Below are 21857 nucleotides of genomic sequence, written 5' to 3'. Positions count from 1 at the left end.
GGGTTACGGGGTTACGGGTTACGGGTTACGGGTTACGGGGTTACGGGATTGATGTGTTCACGTTGTCCACGGCGTATGCGCTGTTACGCCTGCTTCAAACAGTCTTTCCCCGCTGCAACCTTTCTCATCCAGCAACCGTCAGATATGTATCACGGAGGTGAATATATATGCTCAGAGCAGCCCTGCTTGCTCTTTTAATAATGCTCCTTCTGCCTGCCGGCAGCTCCTTTGCCTTATCCTGCGCCGAATTGCCGACGGTTGAACAAGCGTATGATCATTACGACGGCATCGTCATCGGACATGTCGATAAGGTGTCTCCAAGCGATGACGGTTCCTCAAACGAGCTCCATATCACGGTTAAGCGAAGCTTCAAAACAATAACGGAGCATTCGCTCATCCTGAAGGAAAACATCACCTGGGGTGCGCTTAACGGCCCGAGCGAGACGGGCAAAGACTACCTGTTCTATCTTAAGCAGACGGACGGTGAGTGGGAAAATCCGTTATGTTCACCTTCTGCCGTAATCAGCAATAATTCTGCCGGGCCGGAGTATTTGCAGAATAAGGAAATTGCACTGCTGCCTGCCCCGCAGCAGCCCGCAGATGATAACAGCTCTTTGGCAGACAATACCCCTATTGATGCCTGGACCATCGGAGGCTTAGTGGTAATCGGGATAGTAACAGCTGCAACCATTGTCAGGTACCACCGGAAAAGGGGTTAACCTGCGCATTTAAATCTGTATTTTAAAATGAGGGAGCTACTCTCCGCTTAATGGAGAATAGCTCCCTTATCTTGTATTTCCTCATGAAAAACCACTATTATTAAAGCCCAAAATCATGAAGCAGCCGGCTGTTATCCAGTGCAGGCAGACCGAGCGGGCTGCGCAGCTTCTCCAGCTTCTCCAGCAGATCCTCTTCATTCGCGTAAACATACGGGCTCTTCCATTCCGATTCGAGCGTGATCAGCTCACTGGTTGCAGGCTTCATCGTCTTGTAGTTCATAATCCAGCTGACCAGCTGGTCCTTATCAATATCCGTGCGGATATTATCGCCCAGAATATCAATGATCTCGCCCCACTTGGTAATGCCGCTTACCGAATCCAGCTTGTCCAGGATCAGGTTAAGCACCTCCTGCTGCCGTTCATTGCGGGAGAAATCGGAGGACTCTGCCGTACCGCGGTTCGATTTGCGGTAGCGGACGAAATCAAGCACTTCCTTGCCGTTTAGATGCTGCATCCCTTTTTTGAGATTGATATTGGTGCCGTCCGCATTATCCACATACCGCATATCCATCGGTACATCAATATCCAGCCCGCCCAGCTCATCAACAATACTGCTGAAGGCCGCAAAATTAACCAGGATCATATGATCAATGTCCATCTGCAGCAGGTTGCCGTAGAACTCTCTCGTCTTCTGCAAATCCTCGCCCTTGTTGTGGGCATAATAATAGGCATAGTAATAGTTCGCCTTATGCGTACCAAGCTCGCTGCTGGCAAGCTTCATATCCCGGGGAATAGATAAGATGGACAGACGTCTGGTAGCAGGCTCATAGACAACCGGCATAATGACATCCGTATTCAACGTCCCGCCGCTGCCGCTTCTGTTATCGACCCCTGCCAGCAGGAACGTAAGCGGCTTGTTCTTCTCTTCCTCGGCAGCTGCATCTGCAGCAGCCGAAGCCTCCGGAGCAGGTGATGCCGGACCGGCCGTTTCAACCGGGGCTGTGCCCGAAGCGGAAATCCAGTCCAATGCCCGCTCTGCCTTGAAATACAGTGTTCCGGCATATACAGCACCGGCAATCAGGCATGTGCCCAGTATTGCAGTCGTGGTGATCAGCGCATTGCGTTTGCGGGCTTTGCCGAGCTGCGCTTTCCTTCTCTTGCTCCGTTGCTCCATTCCCTTCCTCCTGCTTGCTATGTATTAACTGTTATAAGTTGTAAACTAGTATACCATAGGCCGGCAGAGGTCCTCAAAAGCATAGTGTCACATGCATCATCCGGCAAAAGGTGTATAATAGGGGGAACCTACTGAAAAAGGATGTCATGACATGCTTCTCAAGCTGAACCGTGTGCTTAACCGGATGATGCCGCTGATTACCCCGCTGAGTGTGCTTACCGGCGTGCTCTGCGGCAGTGCGCTTACCCCTTATACTTACTTGTCCCCCTGGCTGTTTGCCTTTATGACGTTTGCCGGGAGCATTAGCCTTGGCGTCAGGGATTTTGTGAATGTTATCAAAAAACCGCTGCCCTTGTTCGTCTGTCTGTTTATCCTTCACATTGCGATGCCGCTGGTCGCTTTCGGACTAGGAAATCTGCTGTATTATACCGATCAGTTCACCATTACCGGCCTGGTGCTGGCGGCAGTCATCCCGACCGGGGTCAGCAGCTTTATATGGGTGAGCATCTATAAGGGCAATACCGCCCTTACGCTGTCTATCATTCTGATTGATACCCTCCTGGCGCCTTTTGTCGTCCCGGGAGTGTTGTCCGTGCTGATCGGAACGAATGTGGAGCTGGATACATGGGCGATGATGAGCAGCCTGTTCTGGATGATTGTCGTCCCTTCACTGCTTGGAATGATGCTTAATGAATGGAGCAAGGGAGCGGTCGCGCCGGTCTGGAGCCCGCGGCTGAATCCCTTCTCCAAGGTGTTCATGGCTGTTGTCATTATGATTAACGGTTCGGTCATTTCGCCGTACCTGGCCAACATTGACCTCAAGCTGGTTGGTCTGGCGGCCGTAATCGTGTTCATGGCCTCCACCGGCTATGTTCTCTGCTTCCTGACCGCAAAGATTCTGCGCTGGAATGAGGCGGATGAGGTTGCACTGATCTTTAACGGCGGGATGCGTAACATCAGCGCCGGTGCCGTGCTTGCCGTATCTTATTTCCCTGCTCCGGTTGCTGTCCCCGTTGTCCTTGGCATGGTATTCCAGCAGCTGCTTGCTTCACTCGCCGGATTTATCCTCGGCCGGCGTTCCAGAGTCAGCCATCCGGCAGACCGGACCTCGGCGGCCTGAGCCGCCCCCTGGTCCGGTCTGCCACATTCATCGTGAACGCAGCAGCGTAATTTGTCTGGCCATATACGCAGGGGTATATGGCATGTCCCTGCGGAGCCACTTGACAATCGTACCGATCAGCGCCGCAGAGCCGTACCAGAGCGCAATATCCCGCTGTACCTCAGACTCCGGATTCCCCCCTTGACGCGCAAGCCGTGACGTAATCATATCCTCAATTAATTTTACCAGCCTGTCCGTAAAAATCGTGCTATGCCTGAACGTCAGCGTTACCTTGTACAGCCGCGCATTTGCCTCAATATGCTTTAAGAGACTCTCCAGCAGCGGCCACTCCTCCCCGATAGCCTGCTCGGGATGACTGCTGACCACCTTATGAATATCCTCCACCATCTCATCAGCCATTCTTTCCAGCATATCGGGCAGGTCCCGGTAATGCAGATAAAAGGTTACCCGGTTGATCCCCGCCCGTTCTGCAATCCGGTTCACCGAGATTTTTTCGATATCCATTTCCTCAAGCAGCTCAATCAGCGCATTCTTCAACAGCTGGCGCGTACGCACTACCCGCGGGTCTGTCCGCTGCGTTTCATTATCCATCCCGTTCTCTCCACTCCTTCAGCTTAAAAAGGTATACTACAATTTTCGTTAAAATGTCTCTTATGATCAAGTTAGGCTACAGTCCGCTGCAGACCGTCAATTACTTTACACTTTTTCTGAAAACGTTGCTTGATTACATGAAATTTTCAACTATAATTTGTTTTATGCCTTGTAAACTATACAACACATTGTAAATTAAGTCCATGTAACATTGACGAGCGGAAAGGATGGAGTGATATGAGTACAGCAACAGTAACAGACAATTCCATAAAAAAGGGCCCCATCTTGTTCATCATGATTCTGGGTGCCTTTCTGGCAACACTGAACCAGACGGTGATGAGCGTTGCTGTGCCGGGACTGATGAAGGATTTCGGCATTGCGGCGGCAACTGCCCAATGGCTGACCACCGGTTATATGCTGGTTAACGGGGTGCTGATCCCGATTACAGCCTTCCTGATGCAGCGCTTCACTACCCGTGAGCTGTTCCAGACGTCCATGTTTGTATTTCTGGCAGGGACGGTCGTGTCGGCGCTTGCCGCCAGCTTCCCTGTGCTGCTAACCGGACGGATGATTCAGGCAGCCGGGGCAGGCATTATTATGCCGCTGCTTACCAACGTTATTCTGGCCCTGTTCCCCCGGGAAAAGCGCGGGGCGGCCATGGGGATGGTCGGGCTGGCGATTATTTTTGCGCCGGCGATCGGGCCGACACTGGCCGGATATATTCTCGAGCATTACAGCTGGGAGACAATGTTCTACGGTATGATTCCTTTGACGCTCATTGTCATCGTCTGCGGATTTATTTATCTGCGCAATGTATCAGAGCGTACCTATCCCAAAATTGACCTGATCAGCGTGGTCCTGTCCACCATCGGGTTCGGCATGCTGCTGTACGGCTTCAGCCAGGCTGCCAGCAGCGGATGGTCAAGTATGGAGGTTCTGCTGACACTGGGTACGGGAATTGTCGCCCTGGGTCTGTTTGTATGGCGGCAGCTTGCTTCGCAGAATCCCCTGCTTGATCTGCATGCCTTCAAATACAACATGTTCAGCCTGACTACACTGATCAGCGTTGCAGTTACAATCGTAATGTATGCGGATATGATGCTCCTGCCGCTGTATCTGCAGAACGCCCGCGGCTACACGGCGCTGGAGTCCGGCCTCCTGCTGTTGCCCGGTGCACTGATCATGGGACTGCTCATGCCGGTTACCGGCAAGCTGTTCGACCGGTTCGGCGCAAAATGGCTGGCTGTCACCGGCCTGCTGATCATGATCGTCACGACACTCGGCTTCGTGAACCTGACCGATTCGACCAGCTTCACTTACCTGGTCCTGATGTCCACAGGCCGGCGGATCGGGATGGCGCTTCTCCTGATGCCGATTCAGACCCTGGGCCTGAATCAGCTGCCGTCGAAGCTGAATGCGCACGGAACGGCTATCTCCAATACCACCAGACAGGTGGCCGGCGCTGTCGGAACCTCTCTGCTGGTTACGGTAATGACCAGCCGTACAACCGCACACATGAAAGAGATGATGGCTGCAGGCGTGCCCAAGGCGGCACGAAGGAGCACATGATTATGGAAGCCTCCATCCAGGGAATCAACGATGCCTATCTGGTCATTGTCGGCATCGGTGTCCTCGGCCTGCTGCTCTCCTTCTTTATCAAGAAGGTCGGGCGGCCGCAGGCAAAGAAGCCGGCCAGCCGATCAAGCAGGCTGTTACCGAGAATGCCTGAGGCCGTGATTATGGCGCTGCCTCAACCCGGCGCATAGTGACATTCAAAAGAGCTCAGCGGAGAAATCCCGCTGAGCTCTTTTGCCATCCGATTATTATTTTTTCATCTGGAACCGGCGGTACCGCATTACTTTTTTATACATCGTCTTGTCCTTGAGCTGATTAAATATATATGGGTCAGGCCGCATGTTCACTTCAATAATCCACGGAGTCAGCGACCGGTCCAGCCCGACATCTACGCCGATCTGCTGAATTTTGGGATACGTCTTTTGCATGTGGGCTGCTATGCGCACACCAAGCGTGTTCAGCTCCTCAGTCAGCTGTGCCAGCCGGTGCGGGGACAAATGGCTCTGGAGCAGCGTTTCAATTGCCGTCGGCTTGCCGCCGCTGTGGTAGTTCGTCACAATTTTGCGCGGGTGTCCCAGCCGGCCGATGATGCCGGTAGCTTCCCAGGCTCCTTTGGGGCTTACCTGCACCATCACCCGGATGTCAAAGCGGCGGCTGTTGTGCTTGAGCAGATGAATCCCTTTTTGAATCAGGTATCTTTTGCGGCCTGTTTTCTTCGCCAGACTTGTATAAAAAGCTTCAAACGTATCAAACCGGCGGACTGTCTCCTCATACTGGTAGGTAAAGCCCCCCGTTCTCCCCGTTCAGCGCGGATCACCCCGTTCCCGTAGGTTCCCCTCTCCGGCTTGACGTAAATCATTCCATAGCTGTAAATCATCTGCTCCAGATTGCGTCTGGTGAATTTCCGGGTGTCCGGAATGTAGCGTCTGACAGAACCGCTCTGAAGCAGCAGTTTGGTCTTAACCCATTTACTCTGTAGGTGATCAGCCTTGATTGCCTTCACATCTGCACTCTCCTGTCCGGGCGAGGCGGTTAACCTCCCCCTAAATTACATCACAGTGCATCCTATGCCGCAGTACCGGCAGCTGAATAAACCATCTGTCCCGTGGCTGGGAGAATATCTTTACAGTAAATTTGGCCCGGTCATATTCTGCCTGCAAGGAATAATCTAGTGCAGACGCTAAGATGTCAATTCATGTACTGAGATGAACCGAATGTCAGAAATTTCCGCAAGGAGCGCTGTTAGCGGTCCCGCTATCGACGTCCTGATCCCGGCCATTGACAAGGATCTGGCAACCTTACCTTTTGTGATCGACAGCCTCCGCCGCCATGTGCGCCATCCGATCAGCCATATTTTTATTGTCTCGCCGGCCAGCAGCAGAATCAGAGAGCTGTGCACACGCAAAAGCTGTATCTTCGTCGATGAAACCACTGTTCTGCCGTTCACCAAACAAGATATCCATTACTCCTCCTCCCGCTGGAACCGGTCCGGCTGGCTGTATCAGCAGCTGCTGAAAATGAACGGTGATCAGATCTGCCGCGAGCCCTTTTTTCTCGTTATTGATGCAGACACGGTGCTGATCCGCCCTCACCGGTTCCGCACATCAGGGAAGACCGTATTTTATTGCCGGAACTGGAGCCAGCCGGAATATTTCCGGACCTACCGGAAGCTGCTGGGGACTGCTGCGCCTTCGCCCAAGTCCTTTGTGACCCACTATATGCTGTTTGAAAAAAAGAAGCTGGCCGCCTTGAAAAGAACGATTGAAGCGCGCCACAGCTTGCCCTGGCATACGGCAATTATCCGCAGCATCAACAAGAAAAGACAGTTTGGCTTCTCCGAATATGAAACGTATGCCAACTATGTATACAGCCGGAGCCGCAACTCCGTGCTGCTGAGAAACGCAAACAACAAATCCCTGCACAGTCCGGCAGCCAGTCTGAATGATAAACAGATCCGCAAGCTGGCCCGTACCTACCGCTCCCTGTCTTTTCATCAGCGCAAAGGATATTCCATTCCCGGAAGGCATTAAGGAGGCTTACCCCATGCATCATACCATCCTGCTCTGCGGCGGTTCCGGGCAGCGGCTGTGGCCGCTGTCCGGCGTTATCCGATCCAAAATGTTCCTGAGTCTGCTCCCCGCACCGGATGGCGGGACCGAATCCATGATCGGCCGGGTATGCCGCCAGCTCGGCCGGGCGGGACTTGGTGAAGCTGCCTTATTTGTAACGCATAAGGATCAGACCGCCCTTGTCCGGCGCTACACCGGGAATCGCTATCCGGTCATCGGGGAGCCGCATAAACGCGGCACCTTTACTGCCGCTGCCCTGGGAGTGCTTCATTTGTATACGGCAGGAACAGCAAAGCCGGAGGACACGATATGCGTGGCTCCGGCTGATATGTTCGCTGATGATGCATTTTTTCAATTATTCCACCGGTTCACTGAGGTCCTGGCAGCCTCAGGGGCCGAGCTTGCCTTACTCGGGACAAGGCCTGACCACCCTTCCGACCAGTACGGCTATATAGTCCCCGGTGAGCAAGTATCCGGCGGCTTCGCTCCGGTTATTTCCTTTGAAGAAAAGCCCGGACGCGGCCGGGCGGAAGAGCTGCTGCAGGCATCTGCGCTCTGGAACTGCGGGGTGTTCGCCTTCCGGCTCAGCTTCATGCTGTCCCAACTGGAGCGCATGGGACTGCCTGCCGACTTGGCAGCTTTTACAGACAGCTATCCCGGCCTGCCGGTGCTCAGCTTTGACAAAGAAATTGCTGAACGCAGCAGCAAGGCAGTTGTACTCCGCCATGAGGGGGAGTGGCGCGATCTTGGAAGCTGGGCGGCCCTGAGCGCGGAGCTGCAGCAGCCGGTAACCGGCGCAGGCGGAATCTGGGGAGCATCCCCGGATTCCGTAATCATCAACGAGTTGAACATTCCGCTGCATGTGATTGGAGTGCCCGGCATCGTCGCCGCAGCAAGCCCCGAGGGCATTCTGGTTGCTAGCAAGCATGAAGCAAATGCGGTCAAAGAGATTGTACAGCAGAACGCGGCCGGACCGGGATACGGAGAAAGCAGCTGGGGGAGTTACACTATTCTGGACCGGACGGCAAGCGGTCCGGAGCGGATTCTAACCATTAAATTGTCCATCCTGCCGGATCATGAGCTATCCGAGACGGCCTCCCTGCATACCCGCAAGCATTGGCTCGTTATATCCGGGCATGGAGAAATCCTGCGGAACGGGTTGTACACCGCGGCGCGCACCGGCGATTCTTTCACCATCAGCCGGGAGGAGCAGCACGGAATCAGAGCCCATACCGCGATGGAGCTGATTGAGATCCGGATGCTTTGTGAAGGTGATGCGGAGTCAATCTACACGTAATAGCCGTTTTGTCATTGATGCCCTTGCCGTCCAATATCGCCTGCGTATACTTTTCAGTTCTTGAAGTGCGTGTCTTGGACTGCTTGGGCCCGGAAAAATGATACAGATTGGCCCGCTATCTTGGACTGCTATCAGACCGTTTCTTCGCGCAGATCATGCTCCATAAACAGAATGTCCCGCTTCATCTCCTTCATTCCCTGGCGGGATATCCTGCCGCTCTCGAACATAACCTGCAGGTTGTCGCGTTCCAGCTGAATACCAATCCGGCCCAGCTCCCGCATGGACTGCTCGTACTCCTCCCGGGAGCCGGCATCTCCGCTCCTGTTTAACCGCAGCAGCACCCGTTCATACTGCAGGAGAAACATGGTGACCGGTTCGAGATCGGGTCCGCCCTGCGCCAGCAGCGCATTCAGCTGTTCCAGTACATAAGTGCAATTCTGAATTCTCAGCCGGACCCGTTCGGCGCGTCTTTCACGCCTGCTGAGCCGTGCCTGCTGCAGAATGCCTACCACCTCATCCCAATGCTTGACCGGGAACAACTCCCGTTTATACAGGGGATCGCGGGTATGCATGAACAGCATCCGGTTAATCCGGTTGAGATATCTGTAACCGGTATAGGGATCAACCTCTCTGCGCTCCAGCGCCAGCAGTGTGCTCTCCCGCTCCCATTTCAGCACCGACAGGCCCAGGGAGCGCTGCAGCTCATCCCGGCTGTCATCCTTGCGGAGCATCCGGATTCTTGAAGTGTACGTACTGATGATCCGGGCCGAAGCCATCCGGTTCTGCTCTGTGGACAGGTCGTTTAACCCGGCGACCACATTGCGCAGAATCTCGATTTTGGCCTGAGTCTCCTCCTCATCCTGTACTGATACTGCCTCCGCCCCGAGCAATAGCGGCAGCAGATAATTAGAGGCCAGCAGTGTCCACAAGATGACGCCGGAGGCCAGGAAGATAATCAGATCCCTGGACGGAAAGACGGTACCGTCATCCAGGAAAAGAGGCAGCGACAATGTACTTGCAAGTGTAATTGTGCCCCGTACGCCGGACAGCGAAAGGATCAGTGCGGTTCTGAATCTGCTTTTGCGCGGGCTGGGGTGTGTTTCGCCGTCTCCCGGCACCTTCATCAGCAGCACCCAGATCAGCCGCAGGCCAAGGACTGCTAATGTAAGCAGCAGCGTGTACAGGATTACCCGCACATTGCCGATCTCCGGGCTGTTCCAGATCGTCTGAATGATCTCCGGCAGCTGAGTGCCGAGCAGCAGGAAAACCAGGCCGTTCAGCACAAAGATGATTACCGACCAGGTGCTTTTGGAGACTACCCGCAGCTTGGCGACTTCGGGATTCATCTTTTTATAATTGAAGGAATGGGCGATCCCGGCCGCGACTACAGCCAGAATGCCGTTTACCCCCAGCTCCTCGGCCGCCATAAAGATCAGAAAAGGCGTCAAAATCTCAATCAGCATGTGCAGGGTAACGTTCTCCATCCCCAGTCTGCGCAGCCATTTGACGATACCGTATTTGATCAGGGTAAGCAGCAGACCAAGAACAATTCCGCCGAGCGAAATGCCCAGAAAGCTGAGGCCGGCGGATCTGAACGAGAACATCCCCGTGGCCATTGCGGCTGCCGCAAACTGGAAGGAGACCAGACCGGAGGCATCATTGATCAGGGATTCTCCCTCCAGTAGCTGCATCGTGCGGTGGGGAATCTTCACTTTCTGCTCCAGAGCGCCCACCGCAATCGCATCAGTCGGGGCCAAGGCCGCCGCCAGGGCAAAAGACGCCGCCAGCGGAATGACCGGCAGCAGCCAGTTCACGAAATAACCGACGATGCCAACCGTTACAAAGACAAGTCCCAGCGCCAGCAGAAGGATCGGCTTCCGCAGGCTCCAAAGCGCCTCCTTATCGGCATGCCGCCCGTCATTGAACAGCAGCGGTGCGATAAACAGCAGCAGGAACAGCTCCGGATTAAGCGTTAATTCAAAATGCAGGGGCAGCAGCGTAATCGCCACCCCCAGCGCAATCTGTATAATCGGCACCGAGACCGACGGTATAAACCGGTTCACCAGATTGGATACGGCAAGCGCCGCCAGCATCAGCAGTATGTATTCAAACAATTCCAAAAGCTTTCTACCTCCGTCTCTTTAGTCAGGCTTAGTGTAAACAAACAATGAAAACGGAATGTAAACTTGCCTTATATTTTTTATCGGCGCTGCTTCCTTTAAACTAAGTGGATTTTTGCCATCTAATTCTTAATCATACCCACTTAATACTAGATTAGTTGGAAAAAGCACACTTAAAAACACCATTTTCCTCCTTGGTGAGCTATATTAGCAGAAATAAGCTGCATTTTTCCAACTAAATCCTGCGAGGCGGCAAATTTATTCGATTTAAGTGTCAAAAATCCAATTAGATTTTGTGACAAAACTGTCCTAAATCAAAGAATAACTCCTCTCCAGCATTGGTCGCCAGACAAATACTGATGAGGAGTCCGTATGCGGTACTGCAACTGGTCTTTTCTGCAAAATTGCGGTAGGCTGATGGAACCTGACTGCTGTTACAGCGGCTGCTTAGGCGGAACCTCCGGCGGGACCGGCGGCGGAATCTCCGGCTGCTCACGCGGGATAACCTCAGGCGGAATATCAGCCGGCTTCGGCTCCGGTATGCGCTCAGAGTCGACCTCGGGAACAACATTGGGGGGAAGCTCGGGCGGCAAATCCTTATACATGGCTTCACACCTCCTTCCTTCCTGATACCCCTTAATACCCGGCACGGCTATTTTCAAACGGCATCCCGGCAAGAGCAGCAGGGCAACAAGCCGTTACTCCGGAGTAATCTGACCCGACCGGACCTGGCTCCAGCGCTTCTCTAACATACACATGGGGCTACTGACATTCAGTTGTCAGCAGTGTTCTATTATAATTTAAGTATAAGAATACCTAAGCTGATATTAACTAAACCATTGTGTGGTGAATTCTAACAAGGGAGTGCTGCTTCAATTGAATAAAACAGAGCGTCTTTTAGCGATTGTGATGGAATTACAGCGAAGCAGATTGCTGACAGCTGATGAATTAGCGGAGGTTCTGGGGGTCAGCGCAAGAACGATTTACCGGGATATGCAGGCTTTGAGTGAAGCAGGTGTTCCTGTCGTTGGTGAGACAGGGTCGGGATATTCTTTAATGGAAGGCTATTTTCTTCCCCCCGTCAGTTTCACAGTAGAAGAGGCAGTGTCCCTTCTACTTGGCGCTGAATTCATAGAAAAGCGTTTTGATCCCGCTTTTCGCAATAGTGCCCGTTCTTCCCGCAGAAAAATAGAAGCCATTCTTTCAGGGCCCATCCGCGAGGAGACAAACCGGATCCAGGGGAGCATCCGTCTGCTCCAAAAAGATGAAATGGACATCATGATCCGGGAAAAAGTAAACTTGGGAATCATTCGTCAAGCCATGCTGGATGGCAGGAAAATTCATTTCACCTATCACAAACGGGTTGCTGAAGCCGATGGGAGCAGGGTAACTGAGCGAACGGTATCGCCATTCGGATTGGCACATGATGAGCAGAATGGCTGGCTGTTGCTTGCTTCCTGCGACCTGCGGGAGGATATCCGCCATTTTCGGGTTTCCCGAATGGATGACCTTACCGTGACCGATGAAACCTTTCAGCTTCCCGCTAACTTCAACCTTCAATCCTATCGGCCGAAGGATACCCGCAGTATACGGGTCTGCGCAATTTTCAATCCGGAAATCGCCGATAAAGTTGAAGAAGCGAACAACTATTATATGGAGACTGCCGAAGCTAAAGAGGACGGTTACCATGTCACTTTTCGGGTCCGTCAACCGGAAGAGCTGCTGAGTTGGATCCTTGGGTGGGGTGCAGATGTGGTAGTCACAGAGCCCGAATCCTTCAAAAACCGGATAAAAGCAGAAATCGAAAAAATGAAAGAACGCTACTGACATACTGTTGGCAACAGGGGGCTTATATAATTAAGACATACCGAATAAAAGTAGGTTAACAACCCCACATACAAAGGAGAATATTATTATGTCAGCAATTGGACCCGACTTCATTTCACTTCAGGTAAGCAATCTCGAAGGCTCTGCAGAATTCTATCAAAACTATCTCGGACTGGTCCGGTCACAGGCGGGCCCCCCTCATGCTGTGGTTTTTGAAACCAAGCCTATCGCATTTGCCCTGCGTGACCTGTTGCCGGGAACAGAACTCGCTTCCGGTACCCAGCCTGGACTGGGTGTCGCTCTGTGGCTCCATGCTCCTGATACGCAGGAAATCCACGACAAGCTTATGGCAGCAGGTGTAAAGATTACATCCGCCCCCATTGACGGACCCTTCGGGCGGACCTTTACATTTGCCGACCCGGACGGTTATCTGATTACCCTTCACAGTAAAGCCTGATGCGCAAACGGATCTGGCTGCATAACTAAATGTCAGACAGGCCTCCCTCTTCATTTGCTGATTGTATTCAGCCTGGCCAGATGGTAAGCTGAAATCCAGAGATGCATACAAAGGAGCCTTCGCCGATCATGTGGATTACTCTGTAACGATTACTATGCACAAGCTTGCCCGAAAACAGTGTCTACGCTGTTCTATTCGGCTTGCCCGCATCTAAATCTTACAGGATATGCACAGGAAGGTACGCTTCTGATCCCTTCTGCGGATACCTGACGGTATCCGCTTTATTGTTGCGGAAAACAGCATCTCAGGCACTCCCCCGATAAGCATATCCTCTAATCCCGAATGGAGGAACAAATATGACAACCACACCAAAGCTGATTCTGATTGAAGGGCTGCCCGGGTCAGGGAAAACAACCGCTGCCGGACTTGTTCATGAGCTGCTTGCGACAATGAACACTGACGCCCGGCTGTACACCGAAGGGAATCTGGAGCATCCCGCAGATTACGACGGGGTTGCCTGTTTTGAGGAGCATGAATTTGCAGAGCTGCTGGGCAGCTTCGATCGACATAGAGACTTGTTAAACGAACACGTTATACAGCAGGATAACCGCTGCTTTTTGGAATACCGCAAACTGCAACAAAAATATGGGCCGGAATTCCCGGATGAGCTGCTGCATGCTATTAGCCAAAAAGATATTTACGAGCTGCCGCTGGAGGACAACAGAAAGCTTATCACTGAAAAGTGGAGAAAGTTCACAGCGGATGCTGCGGATGGACAGGACACATTCATTTTTGACTGCTCCTTCATCCAAAATCCCGTAACGGTGGGAATGGTTAAATATGGCGCTGACAGAATGACCGTTAAAAGCTACGTATCTGAACTCGCTGCCGCTATAGAGCCCCTCAATCCGCTGCTGATCTACATCACACAGAAAGATCTCGACCACTCTTTTAAAAAGGCCGTCCGTGAACGTCCGCTGGAATGGTCTCAGGGATTCATCGAGTATTACACGAACCAGGGATACGGCGAGCAGCGGCAATACTCGGGCATAGAAGGAGCCTTGCAGGTGCTGGAGGCACGCAAGGAACTGGAGGATGAGATTTACAACTCCCTGACCATCGCCAAGTATAAGGTGGATAATTCCGCTTTTGACAGCGAGGGTTATAGGCAGGTAATTGCGGGGATTCTGAAACAGCATTTTAAAAAGACAGACTAGGTCGGAGCACGGGCAGCAGGTTGACGTTTTCCGGCGGATGAAAAGCACAAAGCCCCTTATGTCATTGAAGTGACATAGGGGCTTTGTTTTTGGGGACTCAGGAACGGGGGATTCCGTTCCTAATCCATTGAAATGTTAACCTCACCGCCGCCGGACGTAAGCACTTTAACCGACTGCTGTCCAATGACTACATGAAGCAGCTGCTCCGGCTGCTGCTCCAGAATACCTGCTGCCCGGCGGCTCCAGCTATCCTTAGCCGGATTCCCGGCCGGATCCCCGTAGACCGCAGATACCAGCCAGTGCACCCCCGGCTCAAGAGATGCCGTCAGGGTAGGCAGCACCGTCCGCGGCCGGAGCAGGTTCGTGTTGGCATTCGGCATGATCAGCTCTGCCTTGCCGTATCCGAGCAGTCCCTTGATTGCCGCAGCTCCCCAGGCTGTACATGCAGCTGCGCCTGCGGGGCTGATAAACTGCCCGCGCTCTACTTCCTGACCGAGGGCAAACCCGCCCTCCGCGGCATCCAATGCCCGCCCGGTTTCAATCCGGTGCACCCGGATGTGCCACGGAAGTCCGGCAATAATCCAGGTGCGGACTTCAACATCAGACCACGGCATCCATACGGAATGAAGCACATTGTCCGTGATCTCCGATTTCAGGTTCCGCCTTCTCACCCGGTACAGGTTATCCCCTCCCTCGCTCAGGGCAAGCATGGAATCAAAAGCTCCCTGGGACAATCCCCATTCCGCACGGGGCACACTGAAGCCGAAGCCGGTCGAGTACACGAATTTCTCGTACTTGGCCGAGGTATGGGTATGCTCATTGGTGTACAAATGCCCGCTGTTGAAGGCGGCCACATGTCCGGCATCACGCACCATTACGAGATGCGCCGGCTGCTGGACTGACACCGCCGGAAGCTCCGGCAACGGAAGCTCGTCCGCCTTCCAGAATGGATGCTCGTCGCTGAAGGCCAGCGGCAGGAAGGTCTTCAGCGCCCAGTACGGTGATCCGGGCGCATTGTAATTCTCCGCCATTACCAGGTTAGGATAGGTGTAGCCGATCGTCAGCACGCCGTCCCGGTCAAAAATCTCCTGGCTGAACCACCAGCGCAAATTGCGCAGCACCAGCCCTTTAACCATCCCTGCCGGGTAGCCTCCCTCTATATCTGCATACGCATATGCGCTCCAGAAGGCCGATTGGGCAAAACGGTATGCCAGACTGCGGCCGTATGGCAGCGCGGAGCCGTCTGGGGCGAACCAGCTGATAAATTCCGGTGCGAACAGTCTTGCTCTTTCCTTGAACAGCGCTGAACGCTCCGGGTCCTCCTGCTCCATCAGCTTCGCATACAGCAGCCCATAATAATGGATGGCAAACGGCACGTAATAATCGCTGTGCCCGTTGACCCCGTCACTGTACCAGCCTTCGCCCAGATAGAACGCGTCCATCCGCTGCAGGTTCGTCTCCAGCTGCCCTGCGTCATAGGCAAGCCCGAGCTTTTTGAAGCCGGCATTGACCAGCACATTGAAGAACAGCCAGTTGCAGTCATAGCAGGGATGGGCGTTAATCTGATTGAGCCAGCTGTACAGGCGGCTTTGCTCCTGCGGAGCAAGCGGTGTCCAGATCTGCTCCGGTACCGCTGCCAGAGCGAAGCCGAAGACAGCCATCTCTACCAGCCGCTGGTCGTAATCAGCCACATCGCCCCAGTATTCGTCATGTGCAGGATCGGTGCCATGCCGGATTCCATCCAGCACGGTATCCAGAAGCGGGCTGCTTCCGCCGCCCATCAGGAGCGGCACCAGGCCCCACAATACGCGGGAAAAGCCCTCCATCTCCGCTACGGCTGACGGATAGCTGGCCCCTGTCTTTCCGGCTCTGAGCCGTGCTCCGCCCGGACTGTACAACGGGCCGAGAGGAGCGGTAAGCTGCTCAAGGGCCAGCGCCAGATTCTGGCGGGTTACAAGCGGATTGTCCTGAATTGCAGCTCTTTGCTCGCTATTCATCCTGTTCTCTCCTATTCCCAGTAGAATGGTCCGGCTTCCCTCACCCTGGCCAGCGCCTCTACGTAGAAGAAGTCACCGTAAATGAGCGGGACATCGATGTTCCCGTTCTCCGGGTAGTTGCCTGTGCCATGCAGCAGCAGTCCCTGCTCCTCCGGATTATCCCAGGTGCCGTAGTTGCTGTAAAGGGACTCCAGTATTTTCATTGCGGCATTCCGGTACACATGTGATTCTGCAGCCGTTACCTGCCCGGCCAGCAGCAGCATCCCGCTCGCTGCACACGAACCGGCTGAGGTATCGCGGAGGTCTCCGGCTACACCTGCAGCCCGGAAATCCCAGTGAGGCACATGATCCTCCGGCAGCCGGGTAATGAAGAAATTCGCCACCTGCTGGGCTGCATGCAGATAACGCTCATAGCCGGTATGGTGATAAGCCAGCGCCAGGCCATAGATCGCCCAGGCTGTGCCGCGCGACCAGGCCGATTCCGGCGCATAGCCCTGGCCGCCGCGTTTTTCCGTAACCTCACCTGTGTGAGGGTTAAAGTCAACAATATGATAGACCGAGCCGTCCGGCCGGATAAAATGCTCAAGCACTGTATCCATATGCGCTTCTGCGATATGTCTGTAGCGCGGATCACCGGTCGTCTCGGATGCCCAGAACAGCAGGCTCATGTTCATGCAGCAGTCGATGATGGCTACCCCGCTGTTGTCTTCGCCTTCACGCCACGGGTTCCAGGCCCGGATGTAGCGGCCTTTCAGATTGAAGCGTGCCGCCAGGTAATTGGCCGCCTTCAAAGCCCGGATGCGAGAGTCTTCCGACCCGGTCAGCTTGAAGTTCGCTACACTGGTCAATATCCACATGAAGCCCAGATCATGATCCAGTCTAAGGTAGCCGTCAAGCACCTCATCCAGCCGCTGCTCACATTCCACAGCAACCGCCTTGAGGCTCTCGTCTCCGCCCCCGGCATAGAGCTGCCAGAGCATGCCCGGCCAGAAGCCGGCTGTCCACCAGTGCGGTGCCGCCAGATCGTATTTTCCGCCGTGGCTGGCATGAGGAAATTCAGAGCCGATGCTCCGGCTGTTGATAACGGTCTTCTCCAGTGCCTTGGTCCAGGCCTCTTCCACCCATGTATGCTGTGCTGTCATGTTCATTTTAAGTTCCCGCCTTCGCTTGAATGGTTGTGTTTCTTCTATATAAATTGAAAGCTAAAAGCATAGCTGCCTTCGCTGCCCGGCCGGACAGACTGAAAATCCAGACTGTGCCACACCTTCTCCTGCCCGAAATGATCGCGGTATACATGCTCATTAATCTGCGGCTTAACCACAGCCGGATCATACGTTACCTTTACTCCGCCGCTTTCGTGTCCCGGCAGCAGCACCGCACCGGAGGATAACGCCTCCGGCTTTCTCCATGTAATGAAGCGTTCTGTCCAGCTCTCCGGTACACCTTCATAACGGTATTCATCCTTCAGCTCCAGGCGGGGCAGCTGCTCCTTATGCCAGACAAGCGTGCGGGTGAGTGACTGCAGCCCCTCTGCCTCATACGCGGCTGTCAGGTCCAGCGTCAGCTTATCCGCAGTCTCGTCCGTTGCCGCGTGCACTACAGCGGCACTGAACGCCCGGCCGGCCTGCTGATACCGGCCGTTAATGACCGGCACCGAGTGACCCTGGGAGCCGTTGCAGTCATACCCGTAACGCCGGCGCCGAAATAGCCGGCCGTATATTCCCCGCTGCCCAGATCGGCAGCGTACACCTCCCCGCAGCCGGTCAGAATGAACTGGCCCAGGTCGTTATGGTTGTGCGGCTCGTCATTATGGCCGCCTTTGGCCGCGAAGCCAAAGGTCCCGGCCGGCGAGACATGCCGCGACAGCAGCCAGGCCGCATCGGGAAGGTAGGCACTGGCTGCCGGCCAGTCCTGCTGCCCGGTGCCGGACTGCTTCCAGATCAGATTGCGCAGCGCCGGAGCGAACCGGCTGCAATGATCCTCGGTATACGGAGCCCGCAGCTCTGCCGGAGGGCATTCAACATCTCCGGGATATACTCCGGCGAGGTAATGGGACAACCCCATGTGCACACGCACCCGGGGCAGTGAATCGGAAAAATTGGCGGTAAGGCTGCCGTCAATGAAGCACTGCTGCTGGAAGCGGGCGATCCGCTGCACCTTAGGTACCTTGAACCAGTCAAGGCTTCCTGCGCTGCGGGATCGGAGCAGATCACTGTAGTAAGTGAAATAGCCGAACCCGTAATTCCAGTAGCCCAGCCCCTCAAGACAGGCACCGTCATCCCCGAAGCCTTCCAGATAAAAGTGCATGCTCCTTTCTGTCTTCTGCAGAATATCCGCCAGAGCCTGTGGATCTTCCACAGAGAGCAGGGCGGCGGCACCGATGGAGCCGGCGCAGACTGCTGCCCAGTTGTGCCGGGCAGTCTCCCATTCATAGGGTCCCTGTTCCAGAAAAGGCCGGAACAGCCTGTCTTCCGTTTCCTGTCTGATCCGCAGCCGGAGCGGGAGCTGAAGCCGTTCCCCCAGCAGCAGCGAAATTTCACTCAGCGTAAAGCCGGTCTCGGCCGAGAAGAGGTCAATATAGCGGTTAACCTCTGCGGCTTCATGCCCGGCGGGAACATGGGCCGGCAGGCACCACGTATATTCTCCGCACACGGCCAGAAGCATTTCTTCCGCATACTGCAGATGCTGTGCATTGTCCGGCTCCAGCAGTGCCAGGAATACAAAAGTGTTAAGCCTTCTTCTCCGTTCAAAATACACCCGTTCATATTCAAGGCGGGAGCCGGTACGCGCAAAGACCGAGAACAGCTCCGGGGTCAGCTCCGGAACCGGCTGCCCTGCCAGCCTTTCTCCCTCCGCCCGGATCTCGGCTATGTCCTGCTGAAGATACCCGGCCGATGCCGCCGATCTCCAGAAGGCGTCCGGATTGCCATCGGGAATATACAGACTTGCACTAACAGGCTGCAGTTCCTGTACACTTTTCCAAAAAGTTTGCTCCGTCATCTTCCATTCTCCTATCGCAAACGTAACACTATACGCCGGGATGTCTTATTTGCCGATTGCCTGATCCCTCAATACATTCTCACCGGCGGCAATCCGCGCCGAGGTCCATTTCATATCTTCCTCCGCCCAGAAAGGATCGGAGGGCAGCAGGCCGAGCGGCAGAAATACAGAGGCGCACAGGTAGAGGCTGCCTGTATTAATGTAGCTTTCGGCAAGATCCGGCTGATAGCCGTACACACCCGGCCGCAGCCAGCCTTTTTCGTCCAAATTTCCCGGGAAATCCATTGTCCGTCTGATAACAGCCGTCAGCGCGCAGCGTACCTGCTGCGGCGGCAGCGCATCCTCCAGGAAATGCTGCAGCGCCGCCTGCGACAGCAGCTGAAAAGCGCCGAAGCGGTACACAATCGACCGCCCGGTGAACGGATAGGTTCCGTCCGGGGCAATCATCCGCTCCAGCACGGTGGCATACCTCCGGGCCCGCTCCATAATAACCGGCTTCAGCGCCGCATACTGTGCGGAGTCCTGCTCAAATACCGCAACTACATCCGCCAGCATCGGCTGAATGACAAAGCTGTTATAGTAATCCCAGTGGAAGTCCTTGCCGTCACCATAGACACCGTCGCCCTTGTACCATTCCATGAACATGTGCACGGCATAGCCTACACGCATCCGGTCATATTCGGGATCACCCAGAATGTACAGGGCCGCTTCTACCATGGCGCTGAACAGAATCCAGTTGCTGCCGCTGGGCGCGGTGCGCCGGGTTTCTTTTAACGCGGTAATTACATTAGCTTTGACCCGGACGTCGAGCCGTCCGGCGAGCTGTTTGGGTGCCCGTACCAGCGCATGGGCCAGAAAAGCGGCATCTACCAGCGGCTGGCCTTCTGTCTTGAAATTCATATAATCCGGGGAAGCCGGATCGGTACCGGCATCTATCGCTTCCAGCATCAGGCCGGCATAGCGGGCTCTAAGCTGTTCCTCCTCACCTTCCAGTCCCTCAAGCTCCAGCCATGGAGCCATCCCGCAGGCCAGCCGGGCAAAAGCCTCCAGGTGAGCAAACGTGCTCCGGTCAGCGTGAAATTCCGTAGGAAGCTCTTCTTTCAAACGTCTGCGGCTCAAGGCATCGAGTACCGGATGGCCGATCAGCAGTAAGGTATCCAGCCAATATTTACGCTGCTCCGTAGTATTCATGTAAGCGCTCTTCCTTTCATTTGCACAATCTCTCTTTATAGTTTACTGTTGAGTTATTGCAATGTCTTTGCGATTAATGAGGTTTTATTGCGTTTATTGTGATGAATCGGAAGGGGCAGCAGGAATGAAGCATTCGGAGTACTATCAGCCGTTTCAGGGGGATATTCTGGCCGGAATCGGCAATTCGCCGATCTCCCCGACAAGGGATTTTCATATCCATGACCACTATGAGATTTTTCTGTTTCTGGGCGGCAGGGTGAACGGATTCGTGGAGCAGTACAGCTACCCGTTGCAGCGCGGCGATGTGCTGATTTTTAACAACCATGAAATCCATAAAATCATTAATCTGACCCAGGAGCCGTATGAACGGTTAACGATCCATTTCCGGGCTCCGCAGATCTATCCCTTCTGCACTCCGGCAACCAACCTGCTTGCCTGCTTCCAGAACCGCCAGACCGGTGAGCATAATCTTGCGCATATGGAGGAGACGCTGCTTAGCGAGTATCTGGAGCTGTCCATGCACCTGATTGAAACGGTGGAGAAGCCGAAATACGGCAGCGAGGTGCTCGCGCTGACTTATCTGATCCAGCTGCTCGTGCTTGTGAATGAGCTATACACCCGCACCCGCTCTGCTGTTGTTACCAGCGTCATCTCACCGCATATCCAGGCAGCCATGAGCTATATTGACGGCCATCTGCAGCTGAATTTGACACTTGAGCAGATTGCCGGCGAGCTCGGTCTGGATAAATATTATCTCAGCCACATGTTCAAGCAGCAGACCGGAGGAACCCTCTACCGCTATGTCCTGCTCAAAAAATCACCCTGGCCAAGCAGCTTCTGTCCGCCGGCACCTCTGTCTCTGACACCTGCTATCTGACCGGCTTCAACGATTATGCCAACTTTATCCGCACCTTCAAGAACATCACCGGCATCCCGCCGGGCAAATACGGCAAGCTGTCGGAACGGGCTGACTGAGAGAAAGATAGAAGGTTCAGTGCTCTGGCGTGCAGTTTACTTATAATCGGTGTTTACTTATAATCTGTGTTTACTTGGACCGGGCGTTTACTTACACAGGCGTTTATTTACATCTGCATTGACTTACTTCCAGTGTTCATTTACACCTGGCATTTGCTTACACCCGACGTTGACTTACACCCAGCGTTTGTTTGCTTACACCCAACGTTGCCACGTCCGGCAGCTTAACTGTATTTCGTGCAACTAAAACCGCCGAAATTCCGCTCATACACACTTTAGGTGTAGTTCGTGCAACTAAAACTGGCCTGCAGGGCAATTTCCTCATTTTTTCGCTCTTTTAAGTGTACAAACTACAGTTAAACCAAGTTTCGGAGGAAAAAAGGCTGTTTTAGTTGTACAAAGTGCAGTTAATGGTCGTAATAAGCCCATCAGTCGGAATAGTCAGCAAATTAGCAAATCATCAGCTCAACAACCCAGCAACTCACCAACTCAATAGCTCAAACTCTCCAACTCAATAACTCAAACTCT

The 21857-nt window shown here is 54.0% G+C and carries 17 protein-coding genes and 2 pseudogenes; 9 read left to right on the top strand and 10 right to left on the bottom strand.

From position 1 onward, the window contains the following. Positions 1-167: 167 nt before the first annotated feature. Complete coding sequence (locus tag AWJ19_RS09150) at positions 168-719, top strand: hypothetical protein (protein WP_068723102.1); 552 nt, start codon at positions 168-170, stop codon at positions 717-719. Between the two features lie 100 nt (positions 720-819). On the opposite strand, the gene AWJ19_RS09145 is transcribed toward AWJ19_RS09150, so the two are convergent. After that, complete coding sequence (locus tag AWJ19_RS09145) at positions 820-1893, bottom strand: LCP family protein (RefSeq protein WP_082707789.1); 1074 nt, start codon at positions 1891-1893, stop codon at positions 820-822. A gap of 151 nt (positions 1894-2044) precedes the next feature. Here AWJ19_RS09145 and AWJ19_RS09140 point away from each other — a divergent pair, with 151 nt between their 5' ends. Beyond that, positions 2045-3013 carry a bile acid:sodium symporter family protein gene (locus AWJ19_RS09140; RefSeq protein ID WP_068723101.1) on the top strand — a complete coding sequence of 323 codons (969 nt, stop codon included), beginning with the start codon at positions 2045-2047 and terminating at the stop codon, positions 3011-3013. A gap of 27 nt (positions 3014-3040) precedes the next feature. Here the strand turns inward: AWJ19_RS09140 and AWJ19_RS09135 are convergent, their stop codons facing one another. Then, a complete protein-coding gene (locus AWJ19_RS09135) occupies positions 3041-3604 on the bottom strand; it encodes a TetR/AcrR family transcriptional regulator (RefSeq protein WP_068723100.1) in 564 nt (187 codons plus the stop codon). Between the two features lie 237 nt (positions 3605-3841). Between AWJ19_RS09135 and AWJ19_RS09130 the strand changes: the two are divergent. After that, positions 3842-5370: pseudogene (locus tag AWJ19_RS09130) on the top strand (DHA2 family efflux MFS transporter permease subunit). 57 nt (positions 5371-5427) lie between these two features. Here AWJ19_RS09130 and AWJ19_RS09125 read toward each other — a convergent pair. Then, positions 5428-6182, bottom strand: a pseudogene (locus tag AWJ19_RS09125) (YheC/YheD family protein). Positions 6183-6393: 211 nt separating this feature from the next. Between AWJ19_RS09125 and AWJ19_RS09120 the strand changes: the two are divergent. After that, positions 6394-7209, top strand: a complete 816-nt coding sequence (locus AWJ19_RS09120) for a DUF6492 family protein (RefSeq protein WP_068723099.1) — start codon at positions 6394-6396, stop codon at positions 7207-7209. 13 nt (positions 7210-7222) lie between these two features. Further along, on the top strand, positions 7223-8545 hold the full coding sequence (locus AWJ19_RS09115; protein WP_068723098.1) for a sugar phosphate nucleotidyltransferase: 1323 nt from the start codon (positions 7223-7225) through the stop codon (positions 8543-8545). A 131-nt stretch (positions 8546-8676) separates the two neighbouring features. On the opposite strand, the gene AWJ19_RS09110 is transcribed toward AWJ19_RS09115, so the two are convergent. Together AWJ19_RS09110 and AWJ19_RS35170 are read right to left on the bottom strand one after the other, a co-directional pair. Next, complete coding sequence (locus tag AWJ19_RS09110; RefSeq protein WP_068723097.1) at positions 8677-10665, bottom strand: Na+/H+ antiporter; 1989 nt, start codon at positions 10663-10665, stop codon at positions 8677-8679. A 434-nt stretch (positions 10666-11099) separates the two neighbouring features. Then, positions 11100-11270 (bottom strand): hypothetical protein, encoded by a 171-nt coding sequence (locus tag AWJ19_RS35170; protein WP_157889974.1) that lies wholly within the window; start codon positions 11268-11270, stop codon positions 11100-11102. 271 nt (positions 11271-11541) lie between these two features. Between AWJ19_RS35170 and AWJ19_RS09105 the strand changes: the two genes are divergently transcribed. From AWJ19_RS09105 to AWJ19_RS09095, 3 genes are all read left to right on the top strand, one after another. Beyond that, positions 11542-12492 (top strand): YafY family protein, encoded by a 951-nt coding sequence (locus AWJ19_RS09105; protein ID WP_068723095.1) that lies wholly within the window; start codon positions 11542-11544, stop codon positions 12490-12492. 88 nt (positions 12493-12580) lie between these two features. Further along, positions 12581-12949 (top strand): VOC family protein, encoded by a 369-nt coding sequence (locus AWJ19_RS09100; protein ID WP_068723092.1) that lies wholly within the window; start codon positions 12581-12583, stop codon positions 12947-12949. A 356-nt stretch (positions 12950-13305) separates the two neighbouring features. Then, the gene (locus tag AWJ19_RS09095; RefSeq protein ID WP_068723091.1) at positions 13306-14166 is read left to right on the top strand and encodes a hypothetical protein; all 861 of its coding nucleotides are present in this window, start codon (positions 13306-13308) and stop codon (positions 14164-14166) included. A 119-nt stretch (positions 14167-14285) separates the two neighbouring features. Here the strand turns inward: AWJ19_RS09095 and AWJ19_RS09090 are convergent, their stop codons facing one another. The 5 genes from AWJ19_RS09090 to AWJ19_RS09075 are packed head-to-tail and all read right to left on the bottom strand — an operon-like array spanning position 14286 to position 20354. Next, positions 14286-16163, bottom strand: a complete 1878-nt coding sequence (locus AWJ19_RS09090; protein WP_068723089.1) for a DUF2264 domain-containing protein — start codon at positions 16161-16163, stop codon at positions 14286-14288. A gap of 11 nt (positions 16164-16174) precedes the next feature. Further along, positions 16175-17311, bottom strand: a complete 1137-nt coding sequence (locus AWJ19_RS09085; RefSeq protein WP_068723087.1) for a glycoside hydrolase family 88 protein — start codon at positions 17309-17311, stop codon at positions 16175-16177. A gap of 38 nt (positions 17312-17349) precedes the next feature. Next, entirely contained in the window at positions 17350-17817 is a 468-nt protein-coding gene (locus tag AWJ19_RS36415) for a hypothetical protein (protein WP_241781667.1), read from the bottom strand. Continuing rightward, entirely contained in the window at positions 17760-19163 is a 1404-nt protein-coding gene (locus tag AWJ19_RS09080) for a hypothetical protein (protein WP_241781666.1), read from the bottom strand. Before AWJ19_RS09080 ends, AWJ19_RS36415 begins: the two co-directional genes overlap by 58 nt. Positions 19164-19208: 45 nt before the next feature. After that, positions 19209-20354, bottom strand: a complete 1146-nt coding sequence (locus AWJ19_RS09075) for a DUF2264 domain-containing protein (RefSeq protein ID WP_068723085.1) — start codon at positions 20352-20354, stop codon at positions 19209-19211. Between the two features lie 124 nt (positions 20355-20478). On the opposite strand from AWJ19_RS09075, the gene AWJ19_RS09070 reads away from it, so the two are divergent. Then, positions 20479-21231, top strand: a complete 753-nt coding sequence (locus AWJ19_RS09070; RefSeq protein WP_068723083.1) for an AraC family ligand binding domain-containing protein — start codon at positions 20479-20481, stop codon at positions 21229-21231. The last annotated feature ends 626 nt before the right edge of the window (positions 21232-21857 follow it).

This window comes from Paenibacillus sp. DMB5 (assembly GCF_001517085.1).
Taxonomy (GTDB): Bacteria; Bacillota; Bacilli; order Paenibacillales; family Paenibacillaceae; genus Paenibacillus_AQ.
The sequence above is the reverse complement of the archived record's forward strand: the minus strand, read 5'-3'. Positions and strand labels throughout refer to the sequence as shown.